Genomic DNA, 26,796 nt, shown 5'->3' on the forward strand with positions numbered 1-26,796 from the left:
TACGGCGCCACGCCGACCGGCGGTGAGGGAGACACCTCTTCGGGGTCCAGAACGTTCCTGACGCACCGCTCGACGGAAGCTCGAGCCGGGGTCAGGTGTCGCCCGGGTCCACCTGCTCACCGGGCGCGCCGATGTCGAGGTCGCCCTCGACGATCAGGGCCGACACGCCGCCCGCCGACCGGGTCTCGTGCAGCTCTCCCGGCTCCCAGACGGCTGCCTGGCCGGCGCCGAGCCGATGTACGACGCCCTCCGCGCCCGCCACCTCGGCCTCGCCCACGAGCACGACGAGCAGCTGGCGGCCGACGGCCGGGTGCCTCCCGATGACGCCGCCGGGTGCGAGCGCGACCGACACGAGGTGGGCGTCGGCGCTCAGGCCGAATGCGCCGACGGAGAAGCCGCGGCTCCCGTGCGCCTCGATCGGACGGTGCGGGAGGTCCGTCAGGTCGAGGATCCTCACGCGCCGCCCGTCGCCTGGTCCGCCGGAGGCGTGTAGTCGGGGTCGGCGGAGGGCGCGTCGGGGTTGGTGGTCGAGCCGGCCTGGGCGACGTCGGACCAGTTCTCCAGTTCGGCCATCACCTCGGCGTGCTTGTCGACGCACACCACGACGAGGTCGCCGCGGTTGGCGCGGCTCATCGCGTGGCGCACGGCCTCGATCTCCTCCAGCACGAGCTCGACCTGCTTGCAGCGTGCGCCCTCGTCCATCGCGGCACGTACGCCGTCCAGGACGAGCTGGGCGGTCGCTCCACGCTCGCGGCCGCGGAGCGCCACGTCCTCGCGGACGATGCACACGTCGAAGTGCTGGGCCGCGATCTGGCCGAGCTCGCGCATGTCCTGGTCGCGGCGGTCGCCGGCCGTGGCGATGATGCCGATCCGTGAGGGCCGGGCCAGGTCGTGCGACGACTCGAGCGACTCGCCGACGCGGTCCACGAAGTCGCCGAGCATCTTCATGCCGGGCGCGTTGTGGCAGTAGTCGACGATCACGTTGACGCCGTTGACCTCGACCTCGTTGAGGCGGCCGGGGGAGAGGTAGTAGCTGGTCGAGAAGGTCCGCAGGCCTTGCCGGATGTCGTGCAGCGGGGCCCCGGCGGCGAAGGCGGCGGCGGCTGCGGCGAGGGCGTTCTGGACGTTCATCCGGGCTCGGCCGCTGAAGGTCGAGGGCAGGAGGTGGGTCCAGGCCAGCTGCATCTCGCGGCGGCCGTGCATGACCACCATCATCTCGCCGCGGTCGCTGGGGTTGAGCACGATCGCCTTGCCGCCCCGGCGGCAGTGCGCGTCGATCATGTCGCGGACCTCGCTGCCCGGCTCCTCCATCGAGAACCACACGACCTGGCCCGAGCACTTGCGGCGCATCTCGCGCACCAGCGGGTCGTCGGCGTTGAGCACGGCGTGGCCGTCGCGCGGCACCGCCTCGACGATCACGGCCTTCACGTCGGCGAGCTGCTCGACGGTGTCGATGCCGCGCAGGCCGAGGTGGTCGGGCTGCACGTTGAGGACGACGGCGACGTCGTTGCGCTCGTAGCCCAGGCCCTCGCGCAGGATGCCGCCGCGGGCGACCTCGAAGACCGCGAAGTCGACGCGCGGGTTCTGCAGGACCATCCGCGCCGAGCGGGGACCGGAAGCGTCCGCGCGGATGAGCAGCCGCTCGTCGATGACCACGCCGTCGGTCGACGTCATGCCGACCTTGCGGCCCATGCCCTTGAAGATGTGGCTGATCATCCGGCTCGTGGTCGTCTTGCCGTTGGTGCCCGTCACCGCCACGATCGGGATCCGGGACGTGGCGCCCGGCGGGAAGAGCATGTCGACCACGGGCTTGGCGATGAACTGCGGCTCGCCGATCGTCGGGTGGGTGTGCATCCGGAACCCCGGGGCCGCGTTGACCTCGCAGATCGCGCCGCCGGCCTCCCGGACCGGCTCGGTGATGTCGGGGCAGATGAAGTCGATGCCGGCGATGTCGAGGCCGACCATCCGGGCGGCCTCCTCGGCGATCTCGACGTTCTCCGGGTGGGCCTCGAAGGTGCGGTCGATGGAGATGCCGCCGGTGGACATGTTGCCGGTGAGCGCGAGCTTGACCATCTCGCCCTCGGCGGGCACCGACTCCAGGGTGTGCCCCTGGTCGGCGAGCACCTCGACCGCCGCCTCGTCGATCTTGATGCGCGTCAGCACCTTCTCGTGGCCCACCCCGCGGCGCGGGTCGGCGTTGGTGAGGTCGACCAGCGCCTCCACCGTCGACGTGCCGTCGCCGGTCACGGACGCGGGCACGCGCTCGGCGATCGCGACCATCCGGCCGTCGATGATCAGGCAGCGGTAGTCCTTGCCCGTCACGAACGACTCGACGATGACGTTGCCGCGGCGCGACTGGTCGTGCGCGATCGGGAACGCCGCGCGTACGTCGGCGTCTTCCTGCAGGTCGAGGCACACCCCGCGCCCGTGGTTGCCGTCGAGCGGCTTGAGCACGACCGGGTAGCCGATGCGGCGGGCTGCGGCGACCGCGCCCTCCTCGGTGCGGACCGACTCCTGCTTGGGCACCGGCAGGCCGGCGGCGCCGAGCAGCTTGGTCGTCAGGTCCTTGTCGGACGCGATGTCGACGGCGATCGACGACGTCTCCGAGGTCATCGTGGCGCGGATCCGCTTGGCGTGGACGCCCTGGCCGAGCTGGACGAGGGAGTACTGGTTGAGCCGGATCCACGGGATGTCGCGCGACACCGCTTCGTCGACGATCGCCTGCGTCGAGGGACCGAACGCCGTGCGCTCGGCACGACGGATGAAGTCGTCGCGCTCGGTCTCCCAGTCGAAGTCGGGGTCGCCCTCGACGAGGTGGTTGACCAGCCGGACGGCGAGGCGGCCGGCGGTGAGGCCGACGTTCTCCTCGATGTAGCCGTAGATGATGTTGTAGCGACCCGGCTGCCCCTTGACCTGCCGGGTCTTGCCGCGGCGGATGTCGTGGCCGACGAGCTGCTGGAGGGCCAGCGCGGCGTGCTCGGCGACGTGGCCCAGCCAGGTGCCCTCGTTGAGGCGCTCGAGGAAGCCGCCGCGGCGCCCGCGCGAGCACGAGTGCTCGCGCAGGCCGGGCAGCATCGCGACCAGGTCGTCGGTGAACCCGGGGATGGTGTTGGTGGGGAACTGCTCGAGCGAGCCCAGGTCGACCACGAGGTGGATCGACTTGTCGTAGGACCAGACGTTGGCGCCGCGGTAGACGCGGGTCTCGACGATCTCCAGGTCCGGCGTGGGTCGCTCACTCATGCATCTACTCCTTGGTCGGAGGTGGGGGTCTGGGGGGCCGAGCCGCGGCGCAGCTTGAGGCGTCGGCGGATCGCGGCGGGGGTCGCGTCGGCAGCGGCGATGTCGCGGGCCAGCTGACGCAGGTCGCGGCCGGCCTCGGCGAGCTCGTCGGCATCCTCGGGTTGGATGGACGGCTCCTGCGGCAGGAGCTCGCGGGTGGTCAGGTCGAACACGGTGCCGGCCGGCAGCGTGTGGAACACGACCCCGCTGGCGAGCAGGGGCGAGGACCGGGTGGCCTCGTAGGCGTTGGAGACCATGCGCGACCCGTCGAAGATCGTCACCGCGCCCTTGCCCAGGACTCGCATGACCTTGTCGCCGTCGACGTCCTCGACCAGGCCGCAGGTGTCCTCGTCGACGCCGATGCCGAGCAGCTGGGGGCTCTGGGCCACGATCATCAGCAGCCGACCGTAGCGGTTGCGCTGGTCGAAGTGCTGGTCGATGACGGCCATGTCGACGAGGCCGAGGCCGGCCGCCACCTGCGTCATCCGCTGCTTGGGCGTGGCCCCGCCGACGCCGAAGGCGACCATGTGCGAGGACTGGATGCTCGCGCCCGCCGAGGTGCCGGCGACGACCGCTCCGCGCTCGTGGGCTCTCAGGATCGCCTCGCCTACCGGCGTGCCGCACACGATGGAGGACAGCTTGAGCTGGTTGCCGCCGGTCATGAAGATCCCGGTGGCCTCGTCGAGCGTCTTCACCAGGACCGGGTCGTGCGCCTGGTCGCGCGACTCCGGACGTACGGCGTCCACGCTGGCCGCGCCGAACTTCGTGAAGAGCGCGTCGTAGACGTCCACCACCTCGCGTCCGAGCGAGGAGGCGGTCGGGATGACGGCGATCCGGGCGTCCTTGCCGCCGCTCAGCGTGACGAAGTGCTTGAGGATGGTGGGCTTGCGCACCTTGTCCTCGGCGCCCCCGATGATCATGAGTGGTCCTCTGGGCATGACAGGCAGGCTAGCGGCTGGAAGGGTGAGGGAATGCAGGAGTCTGTGGGGAAGACGTCGGACGCGGGTTCGCGCCGACTGGTCGTCATGCGTCACGCCAAGGCCGAGCACAGTGCGAGCACCGATCACGTGCGTGCGCTGGCCGAGCGTGGGATGGGCGACGCGGAGGCGGTCGGCCGCTGGATGCGCGACCACGGCGTCGAGCCCGATGCCGCGCTGGTCTCCGACGCGCTCCGCACGCAGCAGACGTGGCAGCAGGTCGCCGCCGGCGCCGGGTGGGACGAGGGCATCGTCGTCTTCTCCGAGGCCCTCTACGCCGCCGGCACCGACTCGGCCTTCGACCTGCTGCGCGAGGTCGCCGGCGACATACGGACCCTGGTCGTCATCGGCCACAACCCGACCATGGGATCGCTGGCCGAGCTCGTCGACGACGGCGAGGGCGACAGCGAGGCGACGACCGCCATGCTGACGCGCGGCTTCCCGACGTCGGCCGTCGCGGTCTTCACCGTCGAGGGGCGCTGGGCCGACCTCGGTCCCGGCACGGCGCGGCTCGACGCCTTCCACGTCGGGGCTGCGTGAGCGATCCGCACGTCGTGGCGCGGCTTCGCGCTGCCGGCTGCGTGTGGGCCGAGGACGAGGCGGCGCTGCTCGTCGCGGCTGCCGTGTCGCCCGACGAGCTCGAGAGCCTCGTCGTACGTCGTGTCGCCGGCGAGCCCCTCGAGACGGTGCTCGGCTGGGTGGAGTTCCTGGGCCGGCGGCTGCTGGTCGCGCCCGGCGTCTTCGTGCCCCGACGCCGCACCGAGCTCCTGGCGAGGAGGGCCCTCGAACACACCCGTGCCGTCCCGGCGGGCCACGGACGGCCCGTCGTGGTCGAGATGTGCTGCGGCGTGGCGCCGGTGGCCGCGAGCCTCGAGGGCGCGCACGCCGAGGTGCACGCGTCCGACGTGAGCGCGACGGCCCTCGGCTGCGCGCGGTCCAACGCGCCGTCCGCGGCGCTCCACCTCGGTGACCTGTACGACGCGCTGCCGACCGGCCTCGTCGGCCGCGTCGACGTCCTGGCCGCCAACGCGCCCTACGTCCCCAGTGACCGGGTGGCCGACATGCCGCCGGAGGCCCGCGACCACGAGCCGCTGGTGGCGCTCGACGGCGGCGCCGACGGCGTCGACCTGCACCGGCGGCTCGCGGCGGACGCCGCCCGCTGGCTGGCGCCCGGGGGAGTGCTGCTCATCGAGACCAGCCCCGGACAGGCGGGACTCACGACCGGCGCGATGGAGGCGGCCGGGCTCGCGACGTGGGTCGGGACCGACGACGAGGTCGGCGGGTGCGTCGCGGTCGGCGTACGCCCCGACGGCGTCAGCCGATGAGCGGCGGCGCGGGCGTCGTGATGCCCACCGCCGCGTCGGCCTCCTCGATCTGCTCGCGCGAGATGCCGAGCAGGTAGAGGATCGCGTCGAGGTAGGGGACGTTGACGGCGGTGTCGGCGGCGTCGCGGACCATCGGCTTGGCGTTGTAGGCGATGCCGAGCCCGGCGGCGTTGAGCATGTCGAGGTCGTTGGCGCCGTCACCGATGGCGATCACGGCGTCGAGGGGTACGCCGACCTCGCCGGCGAACTCGCGCAGGGCCGCCGCCTTGCCCGCCCGGTCGACGACCTCGCCGACGATGCGACCGGTGAGGCGGCCGTCGACGACCTCGAGCTCGTTGGCGCGCGCGAAGTGGATGCCGAGGTCGGCGGCGAGGCGGTCGGTGATCTGGGTGAAGCCACCGGAGACGATCGCGAAGCGGTAGCCGAGGCGGCGCAGCGTGCGCACCATCGTGCGGGCTCCGGGCGCGAGCACGATCGACTCGTAGACCTCGTCGAGGGCGGACTCCGGGACGCCCTCGAGCAGCGCGACCCGCTCGCGCAGGGACGCCTCGAAGTCGAGCTCGCCGCGCATCGCCGCCTCGGTCACGCGGGCGACCTCGACCTCCTGGCCGGCGTGGGCGGCGAGCATCTCGATGACCTCGCCCTGGATGAGGGTCGAGTCGACGTCCATCACGATCAGCCGGATGCCGCGACGGTGGAGGGAGTCGCGCTGGACGGCGAGGTCGATGCCCTGCTTGACGGCCTCGACCGAGAGGAGCGGTCGGAGGGTCTCGGCCGGCGCGCCGGAGACGTGCAGCTCGATGGCGGTGACGGGGTAGCGCGCCATCCGCTCGATCTTGTCGATGTTGGCGCCCGAGTCGGCGATCCGGCCCGCGATCGCGGACATCGCCGAGGCCTTGAGCGGGTTGCCGATGATCGTGATGTGCGAGCGCTCGCCGCGCCGACTGCGGTTGTCGCCCGCACCGCGGTCCACCTCGACGCTCATGTCGAGGTCGGCGGCGGTGCGCTCGATGGTGTCGCGCAGCTTCTTCCAGTCCCGGGGCGCGGTGACGAGGATGCCGAGCACCAGCCGCCGTCGGAGCACGATCTGCTCGATGTCGATGACCTCGACGCCGGCTGCGGCGAGCGCGGCGAAGATCGCTGAGGTGACGCCAGGCCGGTCCTTGCCCGTGAGGGTGACCAGGAGGGTCTTCGGCTCGTCTTCCATCGTGCGTCGAAGGCTAGTCGCGGTGCCGCGCGGCCCGCCGCCGGGTCCGCGCATCGGGCAGTACCTCAACTTGGTGCTGGCGGGCGTCGGCCCGGTCCCCTACGTTGTTGCCGGAGGCGGTCCGGGCCTCTACGTTGTTGCCGGAGGCGGTCCGGGCCTCTACGTTGTTGCCGGAGGCGGTCCGGGCCTCGGAGCCGCCCGACAACCGGGGGTTTCCATGGACTTCATGACGGCAGTGCGCACGTGCTTGTCCAAGTACGTCGACTTCTCGGGCCGCGCGCGACGCTCCGAGTACTGGTACTTCGCGCTCTTCTCGTTCCTGGTCAGCCTTGCGGCCAGCATCATCGACGCCGTCCTCGGCACCGACTACGACGGCGCGACCACCGGTGGACTGATCCAGACCGTCGTCGGCCTGGCGTTCTTCCTGCCCAGTCTCGCCGTGGCCGTGCGCCGGCTGCACGACACCGACCGCAGCGGTTGGTGGATCCTCATCGGCCTCATCCCGATCATCGGCTGGATCCTGCTCCTCGTGTGGTTCTGCACGGACTCCAAGGCCGACAACCAGTACGGGCCCAACCCCAAGACGGGACCGACCGGCCACCCCGGCGACTACCCGCCGCCGGCCTACGGCAGCGGCCAGTACGGCGGCTGACGGTGTCGGTGGCCCGTCCTAGCCTCGTGGCATGAGCCGGTCCCACCACACCATCGACTACATCGAGATCAACGTCTCCGACATGGCCGCGGCGCGCGATTTCTACGCGCAGGCGTTCGGCTGGGCGTTCAACGACTACGGTCCCACCTACTCCGGCATCCGGGCCGCGTCCGGCGACGGTGAGGTGGGCGGTCTCAACGGCACCGGGACACCGGGACCGGGCGGACCGCTCGTCCTGCTGTTCTCCGACGACCTCGACGCCACGGTGGTCGCGGTCGAAGCGGCCGGCGGCGCCGTCACGACAGGCCCCTACGAGTTCCCCGGTGGGCGCCGGTTCGAGTTCAGCGACCCGAGCGGCAACGTGCTGGGGGTCTGGGCGACGACGTAGCGGCCCGAGGGCCGCTCAGCGGTCGGGCCACACCTCGGGCGAGCAGGCTGCCACGATCGCGCGCCGGGCGGCGCGGCCGAGCGGCTGCAGGAGGTCGCGACGCCGCTCCACCTCGTACGACGACAGCGCGCCGCCGTCGTCGACGAGGGCCAGGTCGACGATCGCCCACGCCTGCAGGCCGCGCGCGGCGAGGTCGACGCACCGCGGCGGGGTGCCGAGCGGGGCGTCGAGCGAGGGACGGTGGTGCAGGTTCATCAGTGCGTCGGCGGCCTCGGGCCGCCACCTCGCCACGTCGAGGTCGGCGAGGTCGCCCGCCGCGTCGAGGAGCGCGCCGCGCAGGGTGCGGTCGGCCTCGCCGACGTCCGGCAGCTGGCGGCGCGACGCCTCCAGGGGCTGCCACTGCACCGTCTCGCCCTGCTCCTCGGGCACCAGGCCCAGGTCGCCCACCACGACGGCCTGACCCGCCTCGAGCGCTGCGCTGTTGAAGTCGCGCGGGCCGCCCAGTCCCAGCGGATCGCCGTCGACCGGCAGTGCCAGTCCGGCGTACGACGCCCCGGTGCCCCGTGCGCGCACCAGCAGGTCGAGCGTCGAGCCGCCCGCCAGCAGGTGGGTGTCGTCGGCCAGCGCGTCGAGCACGTGGTCGGTCTGCTCGTGCCCGCGCAGCCAGGCGGTCAGCCACCAGGCGAGGGTCGCCGAGTGGGGGAGGGCGAGGTGCGTGCGCGACATCGCGGGCGAGGCTACTCGCCGTCCCGCACCGCCGTGTCCGGGGCCGCGCCGTGGCCGGTGCTGGATAGGGTGACGCGCATGGTCGCCGTCATCGAGTTCGCAGGGGTCACGGTGCGCCGGGGCCAGTCGCTGCTGCTCGACGACGTCAGCTGGCTGGTCGAGGAGGACGAGCGCTGGGTGGTCCTCGGGCCCAACGGCGCCGGCAAGACGACGCTGCTCCAGGTCGCCGCCGCGCAGCTGCACCCGACCTCGGGGGTCGCCGGGATCCTCGACGAGGTGCTCGGCACGACCGACGTCTTCGAGCTGCGCCCGCGCATCGGCCTCACCAGCGCCGCGCTCGCCGACCGCATCCCGCGGTCCGAGCTGGTCAAGGACGTCGTCGTCTCCGCCTCCTACGGCGTCCTGGGCCGCTGGCGCGAGGAGTACGCCGACCTCGACCACGACCGGGCCGCCGCGCTGCTCGCGGAGGTCGGGGCCGACCACCTGGCCGAGCGCACCTTCGGCACCTTGAGCGAGGGCGAGCGCAAGCGGGTGCAGGTCGCCCGGGCGCTCATGACCGACCCCGAGCTGCTGCTGCTCGACGAACCGGCCGCCGGTCTCGACCTCGGCGGGCGCGAGGACCTGGTGGCGACGCTGTCCCAGGTGGCCCTCGATCCCGACTCCCCGGCGACCGTGCTGGTCTCGCACCACGTCGAGGAGATCCCGCCCGGCTTCACCCACGCCCTGCTGCTGCGCGAGGGCCGGGTCGTCGACTCGGGGCCGGTCGACGACGTGGTCACCGCCGAGTCGTTGTCGGAGACCTTCGCGATGCCGCTGCTGCTGAGCCGCTCGGACGACCGCTTCGCGGCGCGCCGACGCCCCGCCGAGCGCGTCGTTCACGCCTGACGTCACGCCCCACTGGATAGGGTCGGGCCATGGACTGGATCCGCGACCACCTCTGGGAGACCTGGCTCGGTCTCTCGATCGTGCTCGGTGTGGCGGAGATGTTCAGCCTCGACCTGATCCTCGCGATGCTCGCCGCGGGAGCCGTGATCGGGATGGTCGCCGCCATCATCGGCCTGCCGGTCTTCGTGCAGATCCTCGCGGCGCTGGCCGCGTCCATCGCCATGCTGGCCTTCGTCCGGCCGGCCTTCGTCAAGCGGCTCCACAGCGGTCCCGAGCTCGCGCTCGGGCACGGCAAGCTGGTCGGCACCCGCGCGCTCGTCACCCAGGAGATCACCGGCCTGGCGCCGGGTCGCATCAAGGTGGCCGGCGAGGTCTGGTCGGCGCTGCCCTACGACGAGGACCTCAGGATCGCACCGGGCGAGACCGTCGAGATCTTCCAGATCAAGGGCGCGACCGCCTACGTCCACCCGGTGGGCACGCTCGAGCCCTGACCCGGCGTCGTACGCCGCCTCACGACTGCTCCACCGCCAGCCACAGCAACCCACAAGATCGGGGGGAACCCATGGGGACTGCACTACTGGTCCTGCTCCTGCTCGTCGTCCTGTTCGTCGTCGTCATGCTCGCCAAGACGGTCCGCATCGTGCCCCAGGCACGCGCGGGCATCGTCGAGCGCTTCGGCAAGTACAAGGGGACGCTCCCGGCAGGGCTCAACATCGTCATCCCGTTCATCGACCGGCTGCGCTACCTCATCGACCTGCGCGAGCAGGTCGTGTCGTTCCCGCCGCAGCCCGTGATCACCGAGGACAACCTCGTCGTCTCGATCGACACGGTCATCTACTTCCAGGTCACCGACCCGGTCGCCGCGACCTACGAGATCGCCAACTACATCCAGGCGATCGAGCAGCTCACCATGACCACGCTGCGCAACATCGTCGGTGGCATGGACCTCGAGGAGACGCTCACCAGTCGCGACTCGATCAACTCCGGCCTGCGGGGCGTCCTCGACGAGGCCACCGGCAAATGGGGCATCCGCGTCAACCGTGTCGAGCTCAAGGGCATCGACCCGCCGCCGTCGATCAAGGACTCGATGGAGAAGCAGATGCGCGCCGACCGCGAGAAGCGTGCCGTGATCCTCACGGCCGAGGGCCAGCGCCAGGCCGCGATCCTCACCGCCGAGGGTTCCAAGCAGTCGCAGATCCTCAACGCCGAGGGTGACCGCGAGTCGCAGATCCTGCGTGCCCAGGCCGACCGGGAGGCGCAGATCCTGCGCGCCCAGGGTGAGGGACAGGCGATCCAGACGGTCTTCCAGGCCATCCACGACGGCCAGCCCGACCAGTCGCTGCTGGCCTACCAGTACCTCCAGATGATGCCGAAGATCGCCGAGGGCAGCGCCAACAAGGTGTGGGTCATCCCCTCCGAGATCACCAAGGCGATGGAGGGCCTGGGCTCGTCGATCCACGAGATCGCCGGCATCCCCAAGGACGCCACGCCGCGCACCCGGGTGGACATGGGCCCGACCGAGCCTCAGCTGCCGAGCTCGGCGGCGGCGGACCCGGAGATGCGGGCGACCAACGAGGCCGTGCAGCAGGCGATCGCCGCGGCCGAGAGCGCCGCCAACCCTGGCCGCGCCGCGCGATCGATCGACCCGGACGCGACCGCCACCGACCCGGGCGCCGAACCCACTGAGCCGGGAGCACCCGCCGGCCAGTGAGTCCGACCGAAGCGGTGCTGATCGCCCTCGCAGGAGTGGCGGCCGGCACCATCAACACCGTGGTGGGGTCGGGGACGTTGATCACGTTCCCGACCCTCCTCGCGTTCGGCGTACCCCCGGTGACCGCCAACGTCAGCAACACCGTCGGGCTCGTCCCGGGCAGCATGTCCGGCGTCTTCGGCTACCGCCGTGAGCTCGCTGGGCAGGGGGCCCGCGTGCTCCGGCTGGGGGCGGCGTCACTGCTCGGGGGTGTCGCCGGCGCGCTGCTCCTGCTGTGGCTGCCCTCGTCCGCGTTCGACGCGATCGTCCCCGCGCTCATCGCGCTCGGGGTGGTGCTGGTCGTCCTCGGTCCGCGGATCCAACGCTCCGTCGCTGCTCGCGCCGAGTCGCGCGGCGGCATCCCCGACCACGGCGTGTGGTGGGTGTGGCCGGCGGTCGCGGCAGCCGGCGTCTACGGCGGCTACTTCGGGGCGGCCCAGGGCGTGCTGCTGATGGCGATCCTCGGCATCGGGGTCGCCGACTCGATGCAGCGGCACACCGCCACCAAGAACGTCCTCGCCCTCATCGTCAACGCCGTCGCCGCGCTGGTCTTCATCGCCGTCGCCGACATCGACTGGACCGTCGCCGGCCTGATCGCCATCGGCTCCGTGATCGGCGGCCAGATCGGTGCCACCGTCGGGCGACGCCTGCCACCCGTCCTGCTCCGCGCCGTCATCGCCACGGTCGGTGTCGTCGCGCTCGTGGCGCTGCTCGTCTGAGCCGCGCGGGATGCCAGATGCCTGCCTGTTGCGGCAGGATGGCGCAGAGGGACGCCCGTGCCCGGGCGACCGGCGGGAGGAATGCCATGAACAAGGCGCTACTCGGCTCGATGACGAACGCGGAGCAGAGGCTCGTCGCGGAGACGACGCGGCCGGCGCTGGCCGAGCTCGACGAGGAGGAGCTGCTCGCGCTCCACGCTCGAGTCCGTCGCGCGCGAGCCAAGTACGTGACGATGTACCGCCGCGGTGCCAGCGGCGGCGTCGTCAAGCGCGGCGGCCGCGGGTTCAGCTATCCGAAGAACCAGCGCGATCGCGGCAAGGCGGAGGTGTTCGAGAGCGCCCTCGCCGCGGTGAGCCGGCAGGTCGCCGTCCATGCCGCCCGGGCCGCGGCGGAGCTCAAGGCGTCCCGGCTGGACGCCGCGCGCTCCGGAGGAGGCGGTCCGAAGGCCGAGGCGCCGGACGCAGGGTCCGACGTGACCGAGATGTCGCGGCCGCGGGGCGTGAAGAAGACGACCGGCGGCCTCAAACGGGACGCCTCCACACGCGCCGCGGGCGACCGCCGGCAGGCCAAGCGCGACACCCGCGCGGCGGACTGACCTCGGCCTGACCCGCGTCGGGCGATGTCGAGCGTCCTGCTGGTCGTCGCCGGGCTGGTCGTGCTGCTGGCCGGCGCCGAGGTGCTGGTCCGGGGCGGCACGGGGCTGGCTGCCTGGTTCGGTGTCTCGCCGATGCTCGTCGGGCTGACCGTCGTGTCGCTCGGCACCAGCGTGCCGGAGCTGGCGGTCGGCATCGACGCCGCCATCAGTGGGAGCCCGGGGCTGGCGGTCGGCAACATCGTCGGCACGAACCTCGTCAACATCCTCTTCATCCTCGGTCTGAGCGCGCTCCTGGTCCCGGTGGTGCTCCAGTCCCGGACGCTGCGCTTCGACCTGCCGGCCATGACAGCAGCGGCCGTGGCCCTGTTCCTGCTCTCGCTCGACGGCGCGCTCGACCGGGTCGACGGGTGCGTGCTCCTCCTCGGAGCCACGGTCTACACGGTCCTGCTGGTGGCGCGCGAACGGCAGCAACGCGGGGGAGAGCCGCCTCCTCGGACGCCGGATGGTCCGGGCGTCGGTGCGGCGGTCGTCCGGCTGGTGATCGGGATCGTGGCGGTCGTGGTGGGGGCGGAGCTGCTGGTCGAGGGCGCGGTGGCGGGGGCCGCGTCGCTCGGCGTGAGCGACGCCGTCACCGGCCTGACCGTGGTGGCGATCGGCACCTCGGCTCCGGAGCTGGTGACCACGTTGATGGCCACGCTGCGTCGCGACCGGGACCTCGCACTCGGCAACCTCGTCGGCTCCAGCACCTACAACATCGCGTTCGTCCTCGGTCTCACCGCTGTCGTCGCTCCGGACGGACTGCCGATCCCGGACGAGGTGCTCGCCTCGGACCTCGTGCTCCTCCTGGCGGCGGCCCTCGCGACGCTGCCCGTCTTCGTGACGGGCGCTCGGATCAGCAGGGCCGAGGGGGCCTTGTTCGTGGCCGCGTACGTCGGCTACGTGACGTGGCTGATCGCCGTGCGCGCCTGATCGGCGGCGAGACGGCCCTGGGTCGAAGTTCACTCGCACCAGGAACGAGCAAGGCTCGAGTCAGCGTCGCTTCCACCGACGCGCGACTTCCGACCGTCGCCCTAGGAGCCATCACCCGTCGCCGGCTCCGGCACCTTCTCCACCCATGCCTCGAGCCAGGTGCCGAGGACGTCGTACGCCTGGGCGCGCACGGCGGGTCGGGAGAGGACGACGTCGTGGATCGCGCCCTCGACCGCGATCGAGGTGACGTGGGTGCCGACCGACGAGGCCCAGCGGCGGATCTGCTCGACGTCGAGCACGATGTCGTGCGTGGCAGCGGTCTCCTCGGTCTGCTCGCCGAACCACGACCGCGCGGAGGACAGCACGAGGGTGGGGGAGTCGATGTCGAGCCCGGCGTGCAGGAGCGCGTGGCCACGTCGTACGGCGCGCAGCCACCCGACGTAGATCGGGCGCGAGTCCAGCGGCTTCCAGGCGAGGTCGTAGTCCCACTCGCCGGCGTGCTCGTGGTGCAGCGAGCGGCCGTAGACGTTGCTGATCCGGCGCGGGATCTCCTGCATCGGTCGGCTGGTGCCGAGCCGCTCGATCGCCAGCCGCGTCGCGGGGCTGCGCAGCCACGCGGCGCCCTGCATGTCGAACCACGGGGAGTTGAGCACCATCGCCGTCAGCTCGGCCGGCCGGCGCTCCTTCGCCCAGAGCGGGACCGTCAGGCCCCCGGTCGAGTGGCCCGAGGCGATGACGTCGCGGTGCCCGTCGCGCTGGGTGATCCGCCACCACGCCAGGTCGATCTCCGCGAAGTACTCACCGAGGTCGGCGACGTAGTGCGGCGTCTGGTGGTCCCGCAGCGACCGGCCGTACTTGCGGAGGTCGAGGGCGTAGAACGCGTAGCCCCGGTCCGCCCACCACCTGGCGTACTCGGTGTGGAAGAAGTAGTCGGCGAACCCGTGCACGTGCAGCACGGCACGTCCGTTGGGGTGCTCGGGGGCCAGCGTCACGAGCGTCGCGACGACGGGGCCCTCGGGGTCGGGCGGGAGGGAGATCGTCTCCACCCGGAAGTCAGGTCCGAGGATGTCGGCCTGCAGCGGGACCAGAGGCATGTGAGGAGCCTATCGATCGCCGCTGACTTTCCCGGTTCCACGTCGGTGAAGGTCTGTCGAGCCCTACCCTTTGGCCGTGTCGAGTGCTGTGGGGACGGTGATTCGCGGCGTCACGTCGTACGTCCAGCAGCGCGTCCAGGGCTGGCGCACCGGCTCACGAGGCAGCCAGGCGTTCCTCCTGCTGGTGTTCGTCGCCCTCGTCGGCGCGGCCGTGGGTATCGGCGAGCTGGCCCAGGTCGTCGTCCCGGTGTCCCTGTGGTTCCTCGTCCTCATGCTCGGCCTGATGCTGCTGCGGTTCGTGCCGCTGCTCCTGCTCACCGTGGTGCTGGGGGCCGCCGCCTACTGGACGTCGGTCCAGACCGGCTTCGCCACCCCGAGCCGCGAGGCGGCACTGCTCACCCTCGCCGTCGGCGTGCTGCTCGCGATCTACCAGTCGAGCCGCCAGCGGTCGGGCCTGCCGATGGCGCTGAGCGAGGCGGTGCTGACCCAGCTCCGTGACCGGCTGCAGCGCCAGGGCGTGGTCCCGCCGCTGCCCAACGGCTGGCGCTCCGAGTCCGCCACGATCACGGCCAACGGCCCCAGCTATGCCGGCGACTTCCTCGTCGCCGACCTGCGCGAGGGGCGGTGGCTGGAGATGGCGCTCGTCGACGTGTGCGGCAAGGGCACCTCCGTCGGCCCGCAGGCGCTGCAGTTCGCCGGCGCGCTCGGCGGCCTGATCGGCGCCCTGCCTCCGGCCGAGCTGATGGCGGCGGCCAACCACTTCCTGCTGCGCCAGGAGTCCGACGAGTCGCTGGCGACGGCCGTGCACCTCAAGATCGACCTGGTCACCGGCGACTACACGATCACCAGCGCCGGACACCCGCCGGCGCTGCACTGGCACCTGAGCCAGCGGGGATGGGCCATCGACAACGCGCGGGGCATGGCGCTCGGCGTGATCGACGACGCCGAGTTCACCCCGAGCCGCGGGCGGCTGCGCCCCGGTGAGGCGCTGATGTTCTACACCGACGGCGTCATCGAGTCCGCGGACCGCGACCTCGACGCGGGCATCGACTGGCTGCGGCACGCCGCCCTCCAGGCCGTCGAGACCCGCGGCTTCACCGGCATGCCGAAGCGCGTGCTCAAGAAGGTGCCTCGTGGGGACGACGACCGCGCCCTGCTCGTGCTGGAGCGGCAGCCGCTCACGTCGCCCGAGCTCGACTCGGACCGGGCCCGCAGCCTCGGTGTCTGAGGCTCAGGCACCCCGCGAGTAGAGCTCGCGGATGACGTCCTCGATGTCGGGCTCCTGGATCGAGAGGTCCGCGACGTCGTACGACGCTGCGACGGCCGCCACGACCGGCGCGGCGCTCGCCTCGGCCGGGAACGACAGCCACTGGCGCGGTCCCTCGACACGTCGCACCACCGCACCGGGCACCTCGATGGGCGGCGCCTCGTCGACCAGGTCCACCACCAGGGTGCGGGTCGAGCCGCCCTGCTCGTGCAGCCCGGCCAGCGGGCCGTCGAAGACCGACGTGCCGTGGTCGATCACGATCACCCGGTCGCACAACGCCTCGATGTCCTGCAGGTCGTGGGTCGTGAGGACGAGGGTGGTGCCGCGCTCGTCGTTGAGCGCGCGGAGGAACTCGCGCAGGCGGCCCTTGCTCACCACGTCCAGGCCGATCGTCGGCTCGTCGAGGTAGAGCACCTCGGGGTCGTGCAGCAGCGCCGCGGTGATGTCGCCGCGCATCCGCTGGCCGAGGCTGAGCTGACGCACCGGGGTGTCGAGCTGGTCGCCGAGGTCGAGCAGGTCGACGAACCGGTCCAGGTTGTCGCGGTAGCGCGCCGGCGTGATCCGGTACATCTTCTGGAGCAGGTCGAACGAGTCGCGTAGCGGGAGGTCCCACCACAGCGTCGACCGCTGGCCGAAGACCACCCCGATGCGACGCGCGAGCTCGAGGCGGTCGCGGCTCGGGTCCAGGCCGGCCACCCGCACCTGCCCGCCGGTCGGCACGAGGATCCCGGTCAGCATCTTGATGGTGGTCGACTTCCCGGCACCGTTCGGCCCGATGTAGCCGACCATCTCACCGGCATCGACGGAGAACGTCAGGTCGTGCACGGCCAGCACCGAGTCGCGGACCCGGCGGCGGCGCCCCTCCACCCGGCGGCGTACGTCGAAGGTGCGCTCGAGGTCGCGCACGTCGATGAGTGGCTCCGTGACGGACATGGTCAGCTCCCCGTGGAGGTGTAGTGGCGGACGCCGGAGCGCCACACGAGCAGGGCGGCGGCCATGGTCAGCACGCCCGCGACCGGCGAGGCGAACTGGAACGCCTCGGGCATCCCGGTCGGGTCGGAGCGGCCGAGGAGGAAGAGGCAGGGGTACCAGTTGACGAAGGCGACCGGGATCACGAACGTCAGGCCGACCAGCACCTCGCGCGGGAAGATGTTGAGCGGGTACTGCGTCACCGTGGCGCCGCCGTAGGTGAACGCGTTGGCGAACTCCGTGGCGTCCGTCGTCCAGAACTGGACGCACGAGAAGCCGACGAAGAGCCCGAAGAAGACCAGCCCGCCGCTGACCAGCATCGACACGGCCACCAGGACCCGCGCCGGGGTCCAGTCGACGTAGGTGCACGCCCACCCGAACACGATGGTGGCCTGGGTCAGCCGCCCGAGCCGGCGCAGCGTGAACTGGTCGGCGCACACCTGCACGAGCAGGGGCACCGGCTTGGTCATCATCTGGTCCAGCCGGCCGGTGCGGATGTAGCTGCCGATCCGCTCGACGCTGCCGATCGCCGTGTCGGCGACGGCCAGCGCGAGCGAGGCGCTGCCGTAGAGCAGCGCCACCTCGGGGAGCGTGAAGCCCGCGAGGTCGTCGAGGTGGGCGAACATGATCCACAGGCCGACGAAGTCGAGAGCGGTGATCAGCCCGTTGCCCACGGCGAGCAGCACGAACGAGGTGGGGTACTGCCACGCCGCGCGGATCCACAGCCACGCGATCTGCAGGTAGGAGCGCAGGTGCAGCGCCGCCGCCGACTCAGCCACCCTGGACCACCACCTTGCGCGTGGCCAGGCGCACCACGCCCTGGCACGCGGCCAGCAGGACGACGGCCCACATCACCTGGAACCCGAGGGCAGCCACGAGGTCGGAGCCGGTGTGCTTGCCGAGCCAGATGTCCGCGGGCACCTGGACGTACGACGCCCACGGCAGCGCCTGCGCGAGCGTGCCGAGCCACCCGGGGAACAGCACCAGGGGCAGCATCATCCCGCTGAAGAAGATCGCGAAGGCCCCGCTCATCACCTTCACGCCCGACTGGTCCAGCAACCAGAAGGCGGTGCTGGCGACCAGGAACCGGATCGCGAAGCTCACCACGACCGCGAGCACCAGCGACACGGCGAAGGCCAGCGCGGTCAGCGAGGAGGAGGGGAGGGCGATGTCGAAGACGACGTAGCCGATGACCGTGGGCCCGAGCCCCCGGGTGAGGAGGTGGTACGCCGCCCGGCCGAGGTCGCTGGCGAGGTACCACCCCACCAGCCCGACGGGCCGGTAGAGGTCGATCGCCACGTCACCGGTGCGGATCCGCTCCGCGAGGTCGTCGGTGGTGCCGCCGCCCCACAGTGCGATCGTCATCAGCAGCGCCTGGCCGAGCCAGACGTACGTCACCGCGTCCTGGGCGTCGTAGCCACCGGCGGTCGGGTTCGCGTCCCAGAGGGCGAGGTAGGCGTAGGAGTAGATGATCCCGAAGACCGAGTTGGTGAAGATCCCCGCGAGCGTCGCGGCCCGGTAGGTGGAGTATCGGCGGAACGCTCGGGTCGCGACGGCGACGTGCAGCACCGGCTTCCCCCTCACGCGTGTTCGATCCCCGGCCCACCCACGAGGGGGCCGGGGATCGTCTCACATCGCAGGGGTGCGGTGCACCTCAGCCGTGGCGGACGAGGTTGACCACGCCGATCGTGCGGCCCTGGGCGTCACGCGTGATGGCGACGCCGGCGCGCTTGGCGCGCGGGCTCAGCAGGATCTCCCGGTGGCCGGGGGAGTCGAGCCACAGGGAGACCATGGCCTCCGGGCTCAGGTCCGTGCCACGGACGAGCGTCTCGCCGGCCCAGGAGTTGTCGCACTTGCGGATGACCTCGCGCTGGTCGCGGTGCTCCAGCACCCCGGTGCGGGCGATCCGGGCGCCCCACTGCTCGGCGAGCTGGTCGGTGCAGACGTCGAAGTTCCAGATCTTGCGCAGTCCGTGCTCGGCGCGCGCCTGGTTGATCCGGACCATCAGCGCGTCCTCGAGCTGGTCGCTGCTCGAGTCGGCGGCGACGGCGGAGGCGGCGCGGGGCACGGCCCACGTGGTGGCCCCGGCCGCGGTGGGCACACCGGCGGTCGCGGCGGCGACGGCGGCGGCGACGACGCCGAGGCCGACGAGGCGCGAGAGGGGGCGGGAGTGCTGCACGGGGGTGTCCTCCGGGGAAGATCCGCGGTTCGGGGGCGCGGGCAGATCTTGATGGAATCTTTTGGAACTAGGGATTGACCATAAGTAGGTCATGTGCCGAATGTCGAGCCCGCAGCAGCGACCCGCGCTGCATGCGGAAGGTTTCATCAAGTTTTGGCGTGCAGATCGCTGAGTTCGATCAGCACTGATGAAAGCGGCTTGATGCTTTCGCCATGACGAGAACGCGCAAAAAGAGACCCGTGGTCTGGACCTTTCGGTCCAGAACACGGGTCTGGTGGGATCTGAGGGACAGGTGTGACAGGTGGGGCGCGCGGTGGCAGTGCGCCCGGTCCGGTCAGTGCTGGTAGGTGCCGTGCAGGATCGCGCGTCCCAGGGTCTTGAAGGCCAGGTTGAAGGAGACCACCGCGTTGGAGGCGTCCGCGTCGACGCCCAACGTGGCGTCCTTCACCGCGTGCACCACGAAGAAGTAGCGGTGCGGGTGGTCGCCCTCCGGCGGTGCCGCCCCCATGAACCCCGCCGCACCGCCGTCGTGGCGGACGTGGAAGGCGTTGCCCGGCAGGTCTCCCGAGGCCGCGCCGGCGGGCAGGGAGGTCACGTCGGCCGGGATGTCGACCAGGCTCCAGTGCCAGAAGCCGCTCGGGGTGGGCGCGTCCGGGTCGAAGCAGGTCACCACGTAGGACTGGGTGCCATCAGGCGCCCCCGACCAGCTGAGCTGCGGTGAGGTGTTGCCGCGGTCGGCCACCTGGTCGTCCTTCAGCGGTGCGCCGTCGGTGACGTCCTCGCTCGTGACGGTGAAGGAGTCGGTCGCCGGCAGGTAGTCGTAGGGATTGGGGGCCACGGGTCGCTCGATGCTCATTCCTCGAACGTAGCCACCCGCCTGCGCGCCCGAAAGGGACAATCGGTGCATGACCGATCGCGGTGCCGCCCCCCATCCCTACCTGGCGGGGCTGGTGCTCACCGGTCGCAAGGTCGTGGTCGTGGGCGGCGGGCACGTCGCGCAGCGCCGCGTCTCGGGCCTGCTCGGCGCCGGCGCCGACGTCACGGTGGTCAGCCTCGACGTGACTCCGGCGCTGGAAGGACTCAAGGGCGAGCTGACGCTCGTGCTGCGCGAGTTCACCGAGACCGACCTGGACGGCGCCTGGTACGTCGTCGCCGCGACCGACGACCCCGCGGTCAACGCGCGCGTGGTCGCGGCCGCCGACGCCCGCCACACCTTCTGCGTCCGCGCCGACGACGCGCTCGGCGGCACTGCGTGGACCCCGGCCGTGGGCCACCACGGCACGGTGACCGTGGGGGTGCTCGGCAACCGCGAGCCGAGGAAGTCGGCCTCGCTGCGCGACGACATCGTCACCGCGCTGCGCGACGGGCACTTGACGGCGTCCGACGCGCTCGACCGGAGCCCTGGCGTCGTGCTCGTGGGTGGTGGACCGGGCGAGCCGGAGCTCGTCACGGTCGCGGCCCGCCACGCCCTCGCGACCGCCGACGTCGTGGTCGCCGACCGGCTGGCGCCACGTGAGCTCCTCGACGAGCTCGGGCCTCACGTCGAGCTGATCGACGTCGCCAAGCTGCCACGGGGTCGGTCCGCCTCGCAGCAGACGATCAACGAGGTCATCATCGACCGGGCGCGCGCCGGCAAGCGGGTGGTGCGGTTCAAGGGAGGCGACAACTTCGTCTTCGGCCGCGGCTACGAGGAGCTGCTGGCGTGCGCGGCCGCCGACGTACCCGTCACCGTCGTACCGGGGCTCAGCTCGGCCATCGCCGTCCCGGCGCGGGTCGGCATCCCGGTGACCCACCGCGGGGTCGCCCACGAGTTCACCGTCATCTCCGGGCACCTCCCGCCCGGCCATCCGGACTCGCTGGTGGCGTGGGACGCGGTCGCCGGCCTCCGGGGCACCCTCGTCCTGCTGATGGCGGTCGACAACGCGCCCGCGATCGCGGAGGCCCTGCTCGCCGGCGGGCGCGACGCGGCCACTCCCGTGGCCGTCATCGTGGACGGCACCATGCCGACCGAGCGCACGGTCCTGAGCACCCTCGGCACGCTGGCCGCGGACGTGGCCGCCCACCGCGTCGTCCCGCCCGCGATCATCGTGGTGGGCGAGGTCGTCGCCGTGGCGCGTCCGGCACACTACGGGCGTGGCTGACCCCGACCCGACCGACCAGACAGTCACGGCAGGCGCGCCGGGCGCGATCGTCGAGCTGGACGATCCCGGCGACCCGCGCCTGGCCGACTACCGCGACCTGCGCGACGTCGAGCTCCGCAAGAGCCTGGAGGCCGAGCACGGGCTCTTCCTGGCCGAGGGGGAGAAGGTGGTGCGCCGCGCGATCGAGGGCGGCCACGAGGCGCGGTCGTTCCTGATGGCGCCGCGGTGGCTCGACGGGCTCGCCGACGTGCTCGAACTCAGCTCCGCGCCCTGCTACGTGCTGTCCGAGGCGCTCATCGAGCAGGTCACCGGCTTCCACGTCCATCGCGGCGCGCTGGCGTCGCTGCGCCGGCGGCCCCTCCCGCCCGTGGACGACGTGCTCGCCGGGGCACGCTCGGTGCTGGTGCTCGAGGACCTGGTCGACCACACCAACGTCGGCGCGGTCTTCCGGTCCGGCGCCGCCCTGGGCTTCGACGCCGTGCTGCTCGCACCACGATGTGCGGACCCGCTCTACCGCCGCTCGATCAAGGTCGGCATGGGTGCGGTGTTCTCCACGCCGTGGACCCGGGTCCCCGACTGGTACGACGCCCTGCCGGACCTCTCCCGCCGCGGCTTCACGACGGTCGCGCTGACGCTCGGGCCCGACTCGCTGCCCATCGAGGAGGCCGTCGCCGGAGTCGACCGCCTCGCCCTCGTGCTGGGGTCGGAGGGGCACGGCCTGTCGTCGCGCTGGGAGGCCTCGGCCGACCGCCGTGCCGTGATCCCGATGGCGGCCGGCATCGACTCCCTCAACGTCGCGGCCGCCAGCGCCGTGGCCTGCTACGCCGCCGCCCGACGCTGAGACTCAGCCCAGCCGGTGCCGCAGCCGTCGGGCGGCCACGAAGACCAGGGCGATGCCGATCAGCACGTAGACGACGTTGCTGACCGGTCCGACGTACCCCTCGACGACGTGCCACTGCTCACCGAGCTCGTAGCCGGCCAGGATCAGCGCCGCGTTCCAGACCAGGCTGCCCGCCGTCGTGAAGACGCAGAAGCGCAGCAGCGGCATCCGGTCGATGCCGGCGGGGATCGAGATGAGGCTGCGGACGCCCGGCACCAGCCGTCCGACGAAGACCGCGGTGCGCCCGTGCCGGCCGAACCAGGCCACGGCCCGGCGGACGTCGTGGGCGTGCATCAGCGGGATCCGGTCGGCCAGCGCGCAGATGCGTTCCAGCCCCCAGGCCGCGCCGAGCCAGTAGAGGACGAGCGCCCCCACCAACGAGCCGGCCGTCGCCCAGGCGATGGCGGCGGAGACGCTGTAGTAGCCCTGGCTGGCGGTGTAGCCGGCGAGCGGCAGCACCAGCTCGCTCGGCACCGGCGGGAACACCGTCTCGAGGGCGGTGGCGAGGCCGACCCCGGGGGAGCCGACGGTGCGCATGACGAGCACGACCCAGTCGAGCACTGCCTCCACGTCGTACGCCGTCCCTCAGCCGCGCTGGCGCAGCGACTCGTGGAGCACGATCGAGCCGGCCACGGCGGCGTTGAGTGACGAGGCGGTGCCGACCATCGGGATGGCGACGACCTCGTCGCACGCGTCCCGCCACCCCGAGGACAGGCCGTGGGTCTCGTTGCCGACCACGATCACCACCCGACCCCCCAGGTCGGCGTCCGCCAGGACGCCACCCACCTCGTCGGTGCCGACGATGCGGTAGCCGTGGGCGTGGGCGTGCTCGACGACGGGGCCGGGGCCGGGCACGCGCAGCACCGTCAGGGCGAACAGCGAACCGGTGCTGGCGCGCACCGCCTGCGGGTCGTAGGGGTCGGCGGCGTGGCCGGTGACGACCAGCGCGGAGGCGCCGAAGGCGTCCGCCGAGCGGGCCAGGGTGCCGATGTTGCCGGGGCTCGTGGGGCGGTCGAAGACCACGACGGGACCGTGCGGCCGTCGCGAGTCCTCCAGGCGCGCGACACCGTCGTCGGGCATCTCGACGACCGCGACCAGCTCGGCCCCCTCCTCGCGACCGCTGAGCCGGGCGTGCAGCTCGGGGGAGAGCAGCACCCGTTCGGCGTCGGTCGTCGACCAGAGGCCGTCTGACCACGTGGAGGCGGCGCCGTCGGCGCGCAGCAGGGCGCGCACGGTCCAGCCCTCCTCGACGGCCCGGGTGATCGGGCGGACGCCCTGCACCAGGAACTCGCGGTTGCGGTGGCGCTTGGAGCGGTTGGTCAGGAGCGCCTCCCACTGCTGGAAGCGCGCGTTCTCCCGCGTGATGCGCAGCTCATGCATCAGCGTCAGCCTGCGGCGTCGGCGGGCCAGGACAGCGGGAAGTCCTCGGCGGCGGCGTCGTGCTTCTTGGTCAGCCGCTTGCGCGACTTCGACGAGAGACGGTCGCCGAAGACGGTGCCGAGGGTGTGGTCGGTCTCGTGCTGCAGGCACCGGGCGAGAAGGCCGTCGCCCTCGAAGGACACCGGCCGGCCGTCGAGACCCTGGCCGTCGACGCGCGCCCAGTCGGGGCGGGGACACGGCTCGAAGGAGCCGGGGAAGGACAGGCAGCCCTCGTCGTCGTCCTCGAGGCGGCGGTCCTTGCCCTCCGGGAGGGTGAGAACGGGGTTGCAGACGACGCCGACGGTGCGCACGCCCTCGTCGTCGGGGCAGTCGAAGACGAACATCGCGATGTCCTCGCCGATCTGGCACGCCGCCAGCCCGACCCCCTCGGCGGCGTACATCGTCGCCACCATGTCGGCGGCCAGCGCGGCGAGCGCGTCGTCGTACTCCGTCACCGCGGCCTGGGGGCGGTGCATGACCGGCGTGCCCCAGCGGGTGATCGGCCGGATGGTGCCGTCCGTGGGCAGGGGGCCGTGGGGCGCCTGGACACCGGGGTCCGTGCCGGGGTGGGCGTCGGTCGGCTGCTCGTCGGGCATGCGGGGGATCCTAGCCAGCGGGGGGTGCACCACCCGCAGGGCGGCAGGGTGCTGGCGATGGTTGTAACTCACAGTTACCTTGTCTGCATGTCCTTCATCAGCAACCTCCGGCCGGGCGGGCGCCACGGGTTGTCGTCCCGGGAGACCCGCGACCCGATCGGTCTCGCGGTCGCCGCGGTCAACCGGTTGGCGCAGAGCGAGCTGATCGACCGGGTGGGCCTGCGCAAGCAGGCCGAGCACGCGGTCTACTCGACCACGCGCAACGGCTTCCGGGTGGCCACCGCCGCAGGACGGACCTTCGCCCGCGCCGGTCGGCGCACCGCCGGGGCCCGTCCCGCCACCGCCGCGTCGCGCGGCGTCTTCGACCTCACGCCGACCGATGACGAGGCGATGCTCCTCGACGTGGTCCGCGAGCTGGCCACCGAGGTGCTGCGCCCCGCCGCCTCCGCCGCCGACGAGGCGTGCGCGCCCCCGGCGGAGGTCCTGGCCGCCGCCCAGGACGTCGGCCTGCCCGTCCTCGGTGTCCCCGAGGAGCTCGGCGGGATCATGGAGGAGCGCTCGGCCACGGCCGGGGCCCTCGTCGCCGAGGCCCTGGCGCAGGGCGACATGGGTCTCGCCGTCGCCACCCTCGCCCCGGGCGCCGTCGCCACGGCCATCGGTCTCTGGGGCACCGAGGCCCAGCAGCAGACCTACCTGCCCGCGTTCACCGACAGCTCGGGGCCTGGCGTCCCTGCCGCGGCCCTGACGCTCGCCGAGCCGACGGTGCTGTTCGACCCCTTCGAGCTCGCGACCACCGCCCTGCGCGACGACGACGGCTTCGTCCTCGACGGGGTGAAGTCGGCTGTCGTCCGCGGAGCCGAGGCCGAGCTCTTCGTGGTCGCCGCGATGCTCGACGGCATCCCGGCGCTCTTCCTCGTCGAGTCCGGCACCGATGGGCTCGAGGTGGAGGCCGACCCCTCGATGGGCGTGCGGGCCGCCGCGCTGTCCCGCCTGCACCTCACCGGCGTACGGGTCGGGGAAGACGCGCTGCTCGGCGACACCGACGGCATCGCGTACGCCGAGTGCGTCCGCCTCTCGCGCCTCGCGTGGTGCGCGCTGGCGGTGGGCACCGGGCAGGCGGTCCTCGACTACGTCAAGGGCTACGTCAACGGGCGTGAGGCGTTCGGCGAGCCGATCAGCCACCGCCAGTCGGTCGCCTTCATGGTCGCCGACATGGCCATCGAGGTGCAGGCGATGCGCCTGCTCACTTGGAAGGCCGCCTCGCGCGCCACCCGCGGCCAGGACTTCGCCCGCGAGGTCGGGCTGGCCCGTCAGCTGTGCACCGAGAAGGGCATGCGGATCGGCCTCGACGGCGTCCAGCTCCTCGGCGGGCACGGCTTCGTCAAGGAACACCCGGTCGAACGGTGGTACCGCGACCTGCGGGCCGTCGGCGTGATGGAAGGCGCGGTGCTGGTCTGATGATCAACCTGGAGACCCCCAAGAAGCACGCGACCCTCATCGACCAGGCCCACCAGCTGGCGATGAACATGCTCCGGCCGATCTCGCGCAAGTACGACCGCGCCGAGCACGCGTACCCCAAGGAGCTCGACATGCTCGCCGCGCTGATCGACGGCGTGTCCGAGACCGGGGCGAGCAGCGGCGCCGGTGCGAGCGGCGTACGACGGGACGACGCCGCCGACGACGACACCGGCAAGGTCCGCAACGGGGCCAACCTCGCCTCGGTCCTGTCCGTCGCCGAGATGTGCTGGGGCGACACCGCGCTGCTGCTGTCGATGCCGCGCCAGGGCCTCGGCAACTCCGCGATCGCGTCGGTCGCCAACGAGGAGCAGCTCGAGCGCTACCGCGGCACCTGGGCGGCGATGGCGATCACCGAGCCCGGCACCGGATCGGACTCCGCCAGCATCACCACCACGGCGGTGAAGGACGGCGACGAGTACGTCATCAACGGCGAGAAGATCTACGTCACCTCCGGCGAGCGCGCGGACTCGGTCGTGGTCTGGGCGACGCTCGACAAGGACCTCGGCCGCGGAGCGATCAAGTCCTTCATGGTCCGCAAGGACAACCCCGGCCTCAAGGTCGAGCGGCTCGAGCACAAGCTCGGCATCCGCGCCTCCGACACCGCGGTCATCACCTTCACCGACTGCCGCGTCCCGGCCGAGGACCTGCTCGGCTCGCCCGAGATCGACACGAAGTCGGGCTTCGCCGGGGCGATGGCGACCTTCGACAACACCCGCCCGCTGGTCGCCGCGATGGCCGTCGGGTGCGCCCGCGCGTCGCTCGACCTCACGCGCGACCTGCTCGAGCAGGCGGGCGTGGTGGTCGACTACGACCGCCCGGCGCAGTCGCAGTCGGCAGCCGCGGCGACGTTCCTGCGGCTCGAGGCCGACTGGGAGGGCGCCAAGCTGCTGATGATGCAGGCGGCATGGATGGCCGACAACCGCAAGCCCAACTCGCTCGAGGCCTCGATGGCCAAGGCGAAGGCCGGTCGCGTCGGGTCCGACGTCACGCTGTCGTGCGTCCAGCTGTGCGGCACCCTCGGCTACAGCGAGGGCGAGCTGCTGGAGAAGTGGGCCCGTGACTCCAAGATCCTCGACATCTTCGAGGGCACCCAGCAGATCCAGCAGCTGATCGTCGCGCGCCGGGTGCTCGGGCTGACGAGCTCCGAGCTCCGCTGACCTCCTCCCTTCCTCGCGCATGAACGCGCCGACCGGGCGCTTCCTCGCGCTGTAGCGGGAGGAAGCGCCCGGTCGGCTGTCTGTAGCGCGAGGAAGCGCCCGG

General features: G+C 72.2%; 29 protein-coding genes. 15 read left to right on the forward strand and 14 right to left on the reverse strand.

The features are described 5' to 3' along the window. Positions 1 to 91: 91 nt before the first annotated feature. From JOD65_RS23355 to JOD65_RS13100, 3 genes are read right to left on the reverse strand one after another with little or no spacing between them, the layout of a single operon-like run. Complete coding sequence (locus tag JOD65_RS23355) at positions 92 to 457, reverse strand: cupin domain-containing protein (RefSeq protein ID WP_191197179.1); 366 nt, start codon at positions 455 to 457, stop codon at positions 92 to 94. Then, positions 454 to 3,240 carry a cyanophycin synthetase gene (gene cphA, locus JOD65_RS13095; RefSeq protein ID WP_191197178.1) on the reverse strand — a complete coding sequence of 929 codons (2,787 nt, stop codon included), beginning with the start codon at positions 3,238 to 3,240 and terminating at the stop codon, positions 454 to 456. The genes JOD65_RS23355 and cphA overlap by 4 nt, the downstream gene beginning before the upstream one ends. Further along, the gene (locus JOD65_RS13100) at positions 3,237 to 4,217 is read right to left on the reverse strand and encodes a cyanophycinase (RefSeq protein ID WP_191197177.1); all 981 of its coding nucleotides are present in this window, start codon (positions 4,215 to 4,217) and stop codon (positions 3,237 to 3,239) included. The genes cphA and JOD65_RS13100 overlap by 4 nt, the downstream gene beginning before the upstream one ends. Positions 4,218 to 4,250: 33 nt before the next feature. Here JOD65_RS13100 and JOD65_RS13105 point away from each other — a divergent pair, with 33 nt between their 5' ends. Together JOD65_RS13105 and JOD65_RS13110 are read left to right on the forward strand one after the other, a co-directional pair. Continuing rightward, positions 4,251 to 4,796 (forward strand): SixA phosphatase family protein, encoded by a 546-nt coding sequence (locus JOD65_RS13105; protein WP_191197176.1) that lies wholly within the window; start codon positions 4,251 to 4,253, stop codon positions 4,794 to 4,796. Continuing rightward, positions 4,793 to 5,581, forward strand: coding sequence for a putative protein N(5)-glutamine methyltransferase (locus tag JOD65_RS13110; RefSeq protein ID WP_191197175.1), 789 nt, complete (start codon positions 4,793 to 4,795; stop codon positions 5,579 to 5,581). The genes JOD65_RS13105 and JOD65_RS13110 overlap by 4 nt, the downstream gene beginning before the upstream one ends. On the opposite strand, the gene serB is transcribed toward JOD65_RS13110, so the two are convergent. Further along, positions 5,571 to 6,788: a phosphoserine phosphatase SerB gene (serB, locus tag JOD65_RS13115; protein WP_191197174.1), complete on the reverse strand. Its 1,218-nt coding sequence runs from the start codon at positions 6,786 to 6,788 to the stop codon at positions 5,571 to 5,573. The two genes, JOD65_RS13110 and serB, sit on opposite strands and share 11 nt — an antisense overlap. Before the next feature lie 226 nt (positions 6,789 to 7,014). Between serB and JOD65_RS13120 the strand changes: the two genes are divergently transcribed. After that, on the forward strand, positions 7,015 to 7,440 hold the full coding sequence (locus JOD65_RS13120) for a DUF805 domain-containing protein (RefSeq protein ID WP_204811159.1): 426 nt from the start codon (positions 7,015 to 7,017) through the stop codon (positions 7,438 to 7,440). Positions 7,441 to 7,471: 31 nt separating this feature from the next. Then, the gene (locus tag JOD65_RS13125; protein ID WP_191197172.1) at positions 7,472 to 7,828 is read left to right on the forward strand and encodes a VOC family protein; all 357 of its coding nucleotides are present in this window, start codon (positions 7,472 to 7,474) and stop codon (positions 7,826 to 7,828) included. Between the two features lie 15 nt (positions 7,829 to 7,843). Here the strand turns inward: JOD65_RS13125 and JOD65_RS13130 are convergent, their stop codons facing one another. Then, positions 7,844 to 8,554 (reverse strand): Rv1486c family protein, encoded by a 711-nt coding sequence (locus JOD65_RS13130; protein ID WP_191197171.1) that lies wholly within the window; start codon positions 8,552 to 8,554, stop codon positions 7,844 to 7,846. A 78-nt stretch (positions 8,555 to 8,632) separates the two neighbouring features. On the opposite strand from JOD65_RS13130, the gene JOD65_RS13135 reads away from it, so the two are divergent. The 6 genes from JOD65_RS13135 to JOD65_RS13160 all read left to right on the forward strand — a co-directional run bounded on the left by JOD65_RS13135 (position 8,633) and on the right by JOD65_RS13160 (position 13,473). Beyond that, the gene (locus tag JOD65_RS13135; RefSeq protein WP_191197170.1) at positions 8,633 to 9,439 is read left to right on the forward strand and encodes an ABC transporter ATP-binding protein; all 807 of its coding nucleotides are present in this window, start codon (positions 8,633 to 8,635) and stop codon (positions 9,437 to 9,439) included. Between the two features lie 29 nt (positions 9,440 to 9,468). Beyond that, positions 9,469 to 9,930, forward strand: a complete 462-nt coding sequence (locus tag JOD65_RS13140; protein ID WP_191197169.1) for an NfeD family protein — start codon at positions 9,469 to 9,471, stop codon at positions 9,928 to 9,930. Positions 9,931 to 10,001: 71 nt separating this feature from the next. Beyond that, complete coding sequence (locus tag JOD65_RS13145) at positions 10,002 to 11,150, forward strand: SPFH domain-containing protein (RefSeq protein WP_191197168.1); 1,149 nt, start codon at positions 10,002 to 10,004, stop codon at positions 11,148 to 11,150. Further along, positions 11,147 to 11,908, forward strand: a complete 762-nt coding sequence (locus JOD65_RS13150; RefSeq protein WP_191197167.1) for a sulfite exporter TauE/SafE family protein — start codon at positions 11,147 to 11,149, stop codon at positions 11,906 to 11,908. The genes JOD65_RS13145 and JOD65_RS13150 overlap by 4 nt, the downstream gene beginning before the upstream one ends. An 86-nt stretch (positions 11,909 to 11,994) precedes the next feature. Next, on the forward strand, positions 11,995 to 12,504 hold the full coding sequence (locus JOD65_RS13155) for a hypothetical protein (protein ID WP_204811161.1): 510 nt from the start codon (positions 11,995 to 11,997) through the stop codon (positions 12,502 to 12,504). 24 nt (positions 12,505 to 12,528) lie between these two features. Continuing rightward, the gene (locus JOD65_RS13160) at positions 12,529 to 13,473 is read left to right on the forward strand and encodes a calcium/sodium antiporter (protein WP_191197166.1); all 945 of its coding nucleotides are present in this window, start codon (positions 12,529 to 12,531) and stop codon (positions 13,471 to 13,473) included. 101 nt (positions 13,474 to 13,574) lie between these two features. Here JOD65_RS13160 and JOD65_RS13165 read toward each other — a convergent pair whose 3' ends face one another. After that, entirely contained in the window at positions 13,575 to 14,567 is a 993-nt protein-coding gene (locus JOD65_RS13165; RefSeq protein WP_224748163.1) for an alpha/beta hydrolase, read from the reverse strand. Positions 14,568 to 14,643: 76 nt separating this feature from the next. Between JOD65_RS13165 and JOD65_RS24050 the strand changes: the two genes are divergently transcribed. Then, a complete protein-coding gene (locus tag JOD65_RS24050; protein ID WP_191197165.1) occupies positions 14,644 to 15,795 on the forward strand; it encodes a PP2C family protein-serine/threonine phosphatase in 1,152 nt (383 codons plus the stop codon). 3 nt (positions 15,796 to 15,798) lie between these two features. On the opposite strand, the gene JOD65_RS13175 is transcribed toward JOD65_RS24050, so the two are convergent. The 5 genes from JOD65_RS13175 to JOD65_RS13195 all read right to left on the reverse strand — a co-directional run bounded on the left by JOD65_RS13175 (position 15,799) and on the right by JOD65_RS13195 (position 19,838). Then, a complete protein-coding gene (locus JOD65_RS13175; RefSeq protein ID WP_191197164.1) occupies positions 15,799 to 16,767 on the reverse strand; it encodes an ABC transporter ATP-binding protein in 969 nt (322 codons plus the stop codon). Positions 16,768 to 16,769: 2 nt separating this feature from the next. Next, on the reverse strand, positions 16,770 to 17,582 hold the full coding sequence (locus JOD65_RS13180) for an ABC transporter permease (protein ID WP_191197163.1): 813 nt from the start codon (positions 17,580 to 17,582) through the stop codon (positions 16,770 to 16,772). Beyond that, on the reverse strand, positions 17,575 to 18,387 hold the full coding sequence (locus tag JOD65_RS13185) for an ABC transporter permease (protein ID WP_307821150.1): 813 nt from the start codon (positions 18,385 to 18,387) through the stop codon (positions 17,575 to 17,577). The genes JOD65_RS13180 and JOD65_RS13185 overlap by 8 nt, the downstream gene beginning before the upstream one ends. 70 nt (positions 18,388 to 18,457) lie before the next feature. Beyond that, positions 18,458 to 18,982 (reverse strand): CAP domain-containing protein, encoded by a 525-nt coding sequence (locus tag JOD65_RS13190; protein ID WP_191197162.1) that lies wholly within the window; start codon positions 18,980 to 18,982, stop codon positions 18,458 to 18,460. A gap of 334 nt (positions 18,983 to 19,316) precedes the next feature. Further along, on the reverse strand, positions 19,317 to 19,838 hold the full coding sequence (locus tag JOD65_RS13195; RefSeq protein WP_191197161.1) for a YbhB/YbcL family Raf kinase inhibitor-like protein: 522 nt from the start codon (positions 19,836 to 19,838) through the stop codon (positions 19,317 to 19,319). A gap of 49 nt (positions 19,839 to 19,887) precedes the next feature. Here JOD65_RS13195 and cobA point away from each other — a divergent pair, with 49 nt between their 5' ends. Continuing rightward, positions 19,888 to 21,123 (forward strand): uroporphyrinogen-III C-methyltransferase, encoded by a 1,236-nt coding sequence (cobA, locus tag JOD65_RS13200; RefSeq protein WP_191197160.1) that lies wholly within the window; start codon positions 19,888 to 19,890, stop codon positions 21,121 to 21,123. Positions 21,124 to 21,169: 46 nt separating this feature from the next. Continuing rightward, positions 21,170 to 21,964 carry a TrmH family RNA methyltransferase gene (locus tag JOD65_RS13205; protein WP_191197304.1) on the forward strand — a complete coding sequence of 265 codons (795 nt, stop codon included), beginning with the start codon at positions 21,170 to 21,172 and terminating at the stop codon, positions 21,962 to 21,964. A 3-nt stretch (positions 21,965 to 21,967) separates the two neighbouring features. Here the strand turns inward: JOD65_RS13205 and JOD65_RS13210 are convergent, their stop codons facing one another. From JOD65_RS13210 to def, 3 genes are read right to left on the reverse strand one after another with little or no spacing between them, the layout of a single operon-like run. Then, the gene (locus JOD65_RS13210; RefSeq protein WP_307821152.1) at positions 21,968 to 22,573 is read right to left on the reverse strand and encodes a DedA family protein; all 606 of its coding nucleotides are present in this window, start codon (positions 22,571 to 22,573) and stop codon (positions 21,968 to 21,970) included. Between the two features lie 15 nt (positions 22,574 to 22,588). Beyond that, on the reverse strand, positions 22,589 to 23,383 hold the full coding sequence (locus JOD65_RS13215) for a TrmH family RNA methyltransferase (RefSeq protein ID WP_191197159.1): 795 nt from the start codon (positions 23,381 to 23,383) through the stop codon (positions 22,589 to 22,591). Between the two features lie 5 nt (positions 23,384 to 23,388). Further along, positions 23,389 to 24,018 (reverse strand): peptide deformylase, encoded by a 630-nt coding sequence (gene def / locus JOD65_RS13220; protein ID WP_191197158.1) that lies wholly within the window; start codon positions 24,016 to 24,018, stop codon positions 23,389 to 23,391. Between the two features lie 87 nt (positions 24,019 to 24,105). On the opposite strand from def, the gene JOD65_RS13225 reads away from it, so the two are divergent. After that, positions 24,106 to 25,476 carry an acyl-CoA dehydrogenase family protein gene (locus JOD65_RS13225; RefSeq protein ID WP_191197157.1) on the forward strand — a complete coding sequence of 457 codons (1,371 nt, stop codon included), beginning with the start codon at positions 24,106 to 24,108 and terminating at the stop codon, positions 25,474 to 25,476. Next, positions 25,476 to 26,693, forward strand: a complete 1,218-nt coding sequence (locus tag JOD65_RS13230) for an acyl-CoA dehydrogenase family protein (RefSeq protein ID WP_191197156.1) — start codon at positions 25,476 to 25,478, stop codon at positions 26,691 to 26,693. Before JOD65_RS13225 ends, JOD65_RS13230 begins: the two co-directional genes overlap by 1 nt. Positions 26,694 to 26,796: the final 103 nt, after the last annotated feature.

Origin of the sequence: Nocardioides cavernae (genome assembly GCF_016907475.1) — a bacterium.
In the GTDB taxonomy this organism is placed as follows: domain Bacteria; phylum Actinomycetota; class Actinomycetes; order Propionibacteriales; family Nocardioidaceae; genus Nocardioides; species Nocardioides cavernae.

What these genes read in the sequence shown, in the direction of transcription:
- cphA (WP_191197178.1), bottom strand. Translation starts at nt 3,240, where the DNA reads ATGAGTGAGCGACCCACGCCGGACCTGGAGATCGTCGAGACCCGCGTC.
- JOD65_RS13100 (WP_191197177.1), bottom strand. Translation starts at nt 4,217, where the DNA reads ATGCCCAGAGGACCACTCATGATCATCGGGGGCGCCGAGGACAAGGTG.
- JOD65_RS13105 (WP_191197176.1), top strand. Translation starts at nt 4,251, where the DNA reads ATGCAGGAGTCTGTGGGGAAGACGTCGGACGCGGGTTCGCGCCGACTG.
- serB (WP_191197174.1), bottom strand. Translation starts at nt 6,788, where the DNA reads ATGGAAGACGAGCCGAAGACCCTCCTGGTCACCCTCACGGGCAAGGAC.
- JOD65_RS13120 (WP_204811159.1), top strand. Translation starts at nt 7,015, where the DNA reads ATGACGGCAGTGCGCACGTGCTTGTCCAAGTACGTCGACTTCTCGGGC.
- JOD65_RS13125 (WP_191197172.1), top strand. Translation starts at nt 7,472, where the DNA reads ATGAGCCGGTCCCACCACACCATCGACTACATCGAGATCAACGTCTCC.
- JOD65_RS13130 (WP_191197171.1), bottom strand. Translation starts at nt 8,554, where the DNA reads ATGTCGCGCACGCACCTCGCCCTCCCCCACTCGGCGACCCTCGCCTGG.
- JOD65_RS13135 (WP_191197170.1), top strand. Translation starts at nt 8,633, where the DNA reads ATGGTCGCCGTCATCGAGTTCGCAGGGGTCACGGTGCGCCGGGGCCAG.
- JOD65_RS13140 (WP_191197169.1), top strand. Translation starts at nt 9,469, where the DNA reads ATGGACTGGATCCGCGACCACCTCTGGGAGACCTGGCTCGGTCTCTCG.
- JOD65_RS13145 (WP_191197168.1), top strand. Translation starts at nt 10,002, where the DNA reads ATGGGGACTGCACTACTGGTCCTGCTCCTGCTCGTCGTCCTGTTCGTC.
- JOD65_RS13155 (WP_204811161.1), top strand. Translation starts at nt 11,995, where the DNA reads ATGAACAAGGCGCTACTCGGCTCGATGACGAACGCGGAGCAGAGGCTC.
- JOD65_RS13160 (WP_191197166.1), top strand. Translation starts at nt 12,529, where the DNA reads ATGTCGAGCGTCCTGCTGGTCGTCGCCGGGCTGGTCGTGCTGCTGGCC.
- JOD65_RS13165 (WP_224748163.1), bottom strand. Translation starts at nt 14,567, where the DNA reads ATGCCTCTGGTCCCGCTGCAGGCCGACATCCTCGGACCTGACTTCCGG.
- JOD65_RS13175 (WP_191197164.1), bottom strand. Translation starts at nt 16,767, where the DNA reads ATGTCCGTCACGGAGCCACTCATCGACGTGCGCGACCTCGAGCGCACC.
- JOD65_RS13195 (WP_191197161.1), bottom strand. Translation starts at nt 19,838, where the DNA reads ATGAGCATCGAGCGACCCGTGGCCCCCAATCCCTACGACTACCTGCCG.
- cobA (WP_191197160.1), top strand. Translation starts at nt 19,888, where the DNA reads ATGACCGATCGCGGTGCCGCCCCCCATCCCTACCTGGCGGGGCTGGTG.
- JOD65_RS13215 (WP_191197159.1), bottom strand. Translation starts at nt 23,383, where the DNA reads ATGCATGAGCTGCGCATCACGCGGGAGAACGCGCGCTTCCAGCAGTGG.
- def (WP_191197158.1), bottom strand. Translation starts at nt 24,018, where the DNA reads ATGCCCGACGAGCAGCCGACCGACGCCCACCCCGGCACGGACCCCGGT.
- JOD65_RS13225 (WP_191197157.1), top strand. Translation starts at nt 24,106, where the DNA reads ATGTCCTTCATCAGCAACCTCCGGCCGGGCGGGCGCCACGGGTTGTCG.
- JOD65_RS13230 (WP_191197156.1), top strand. Translation starts at nt 25,476, where the DNA reads ATGATCAACCTGGAGACCCCCAAGAAGCACGCGACCCTCATCGACCAG.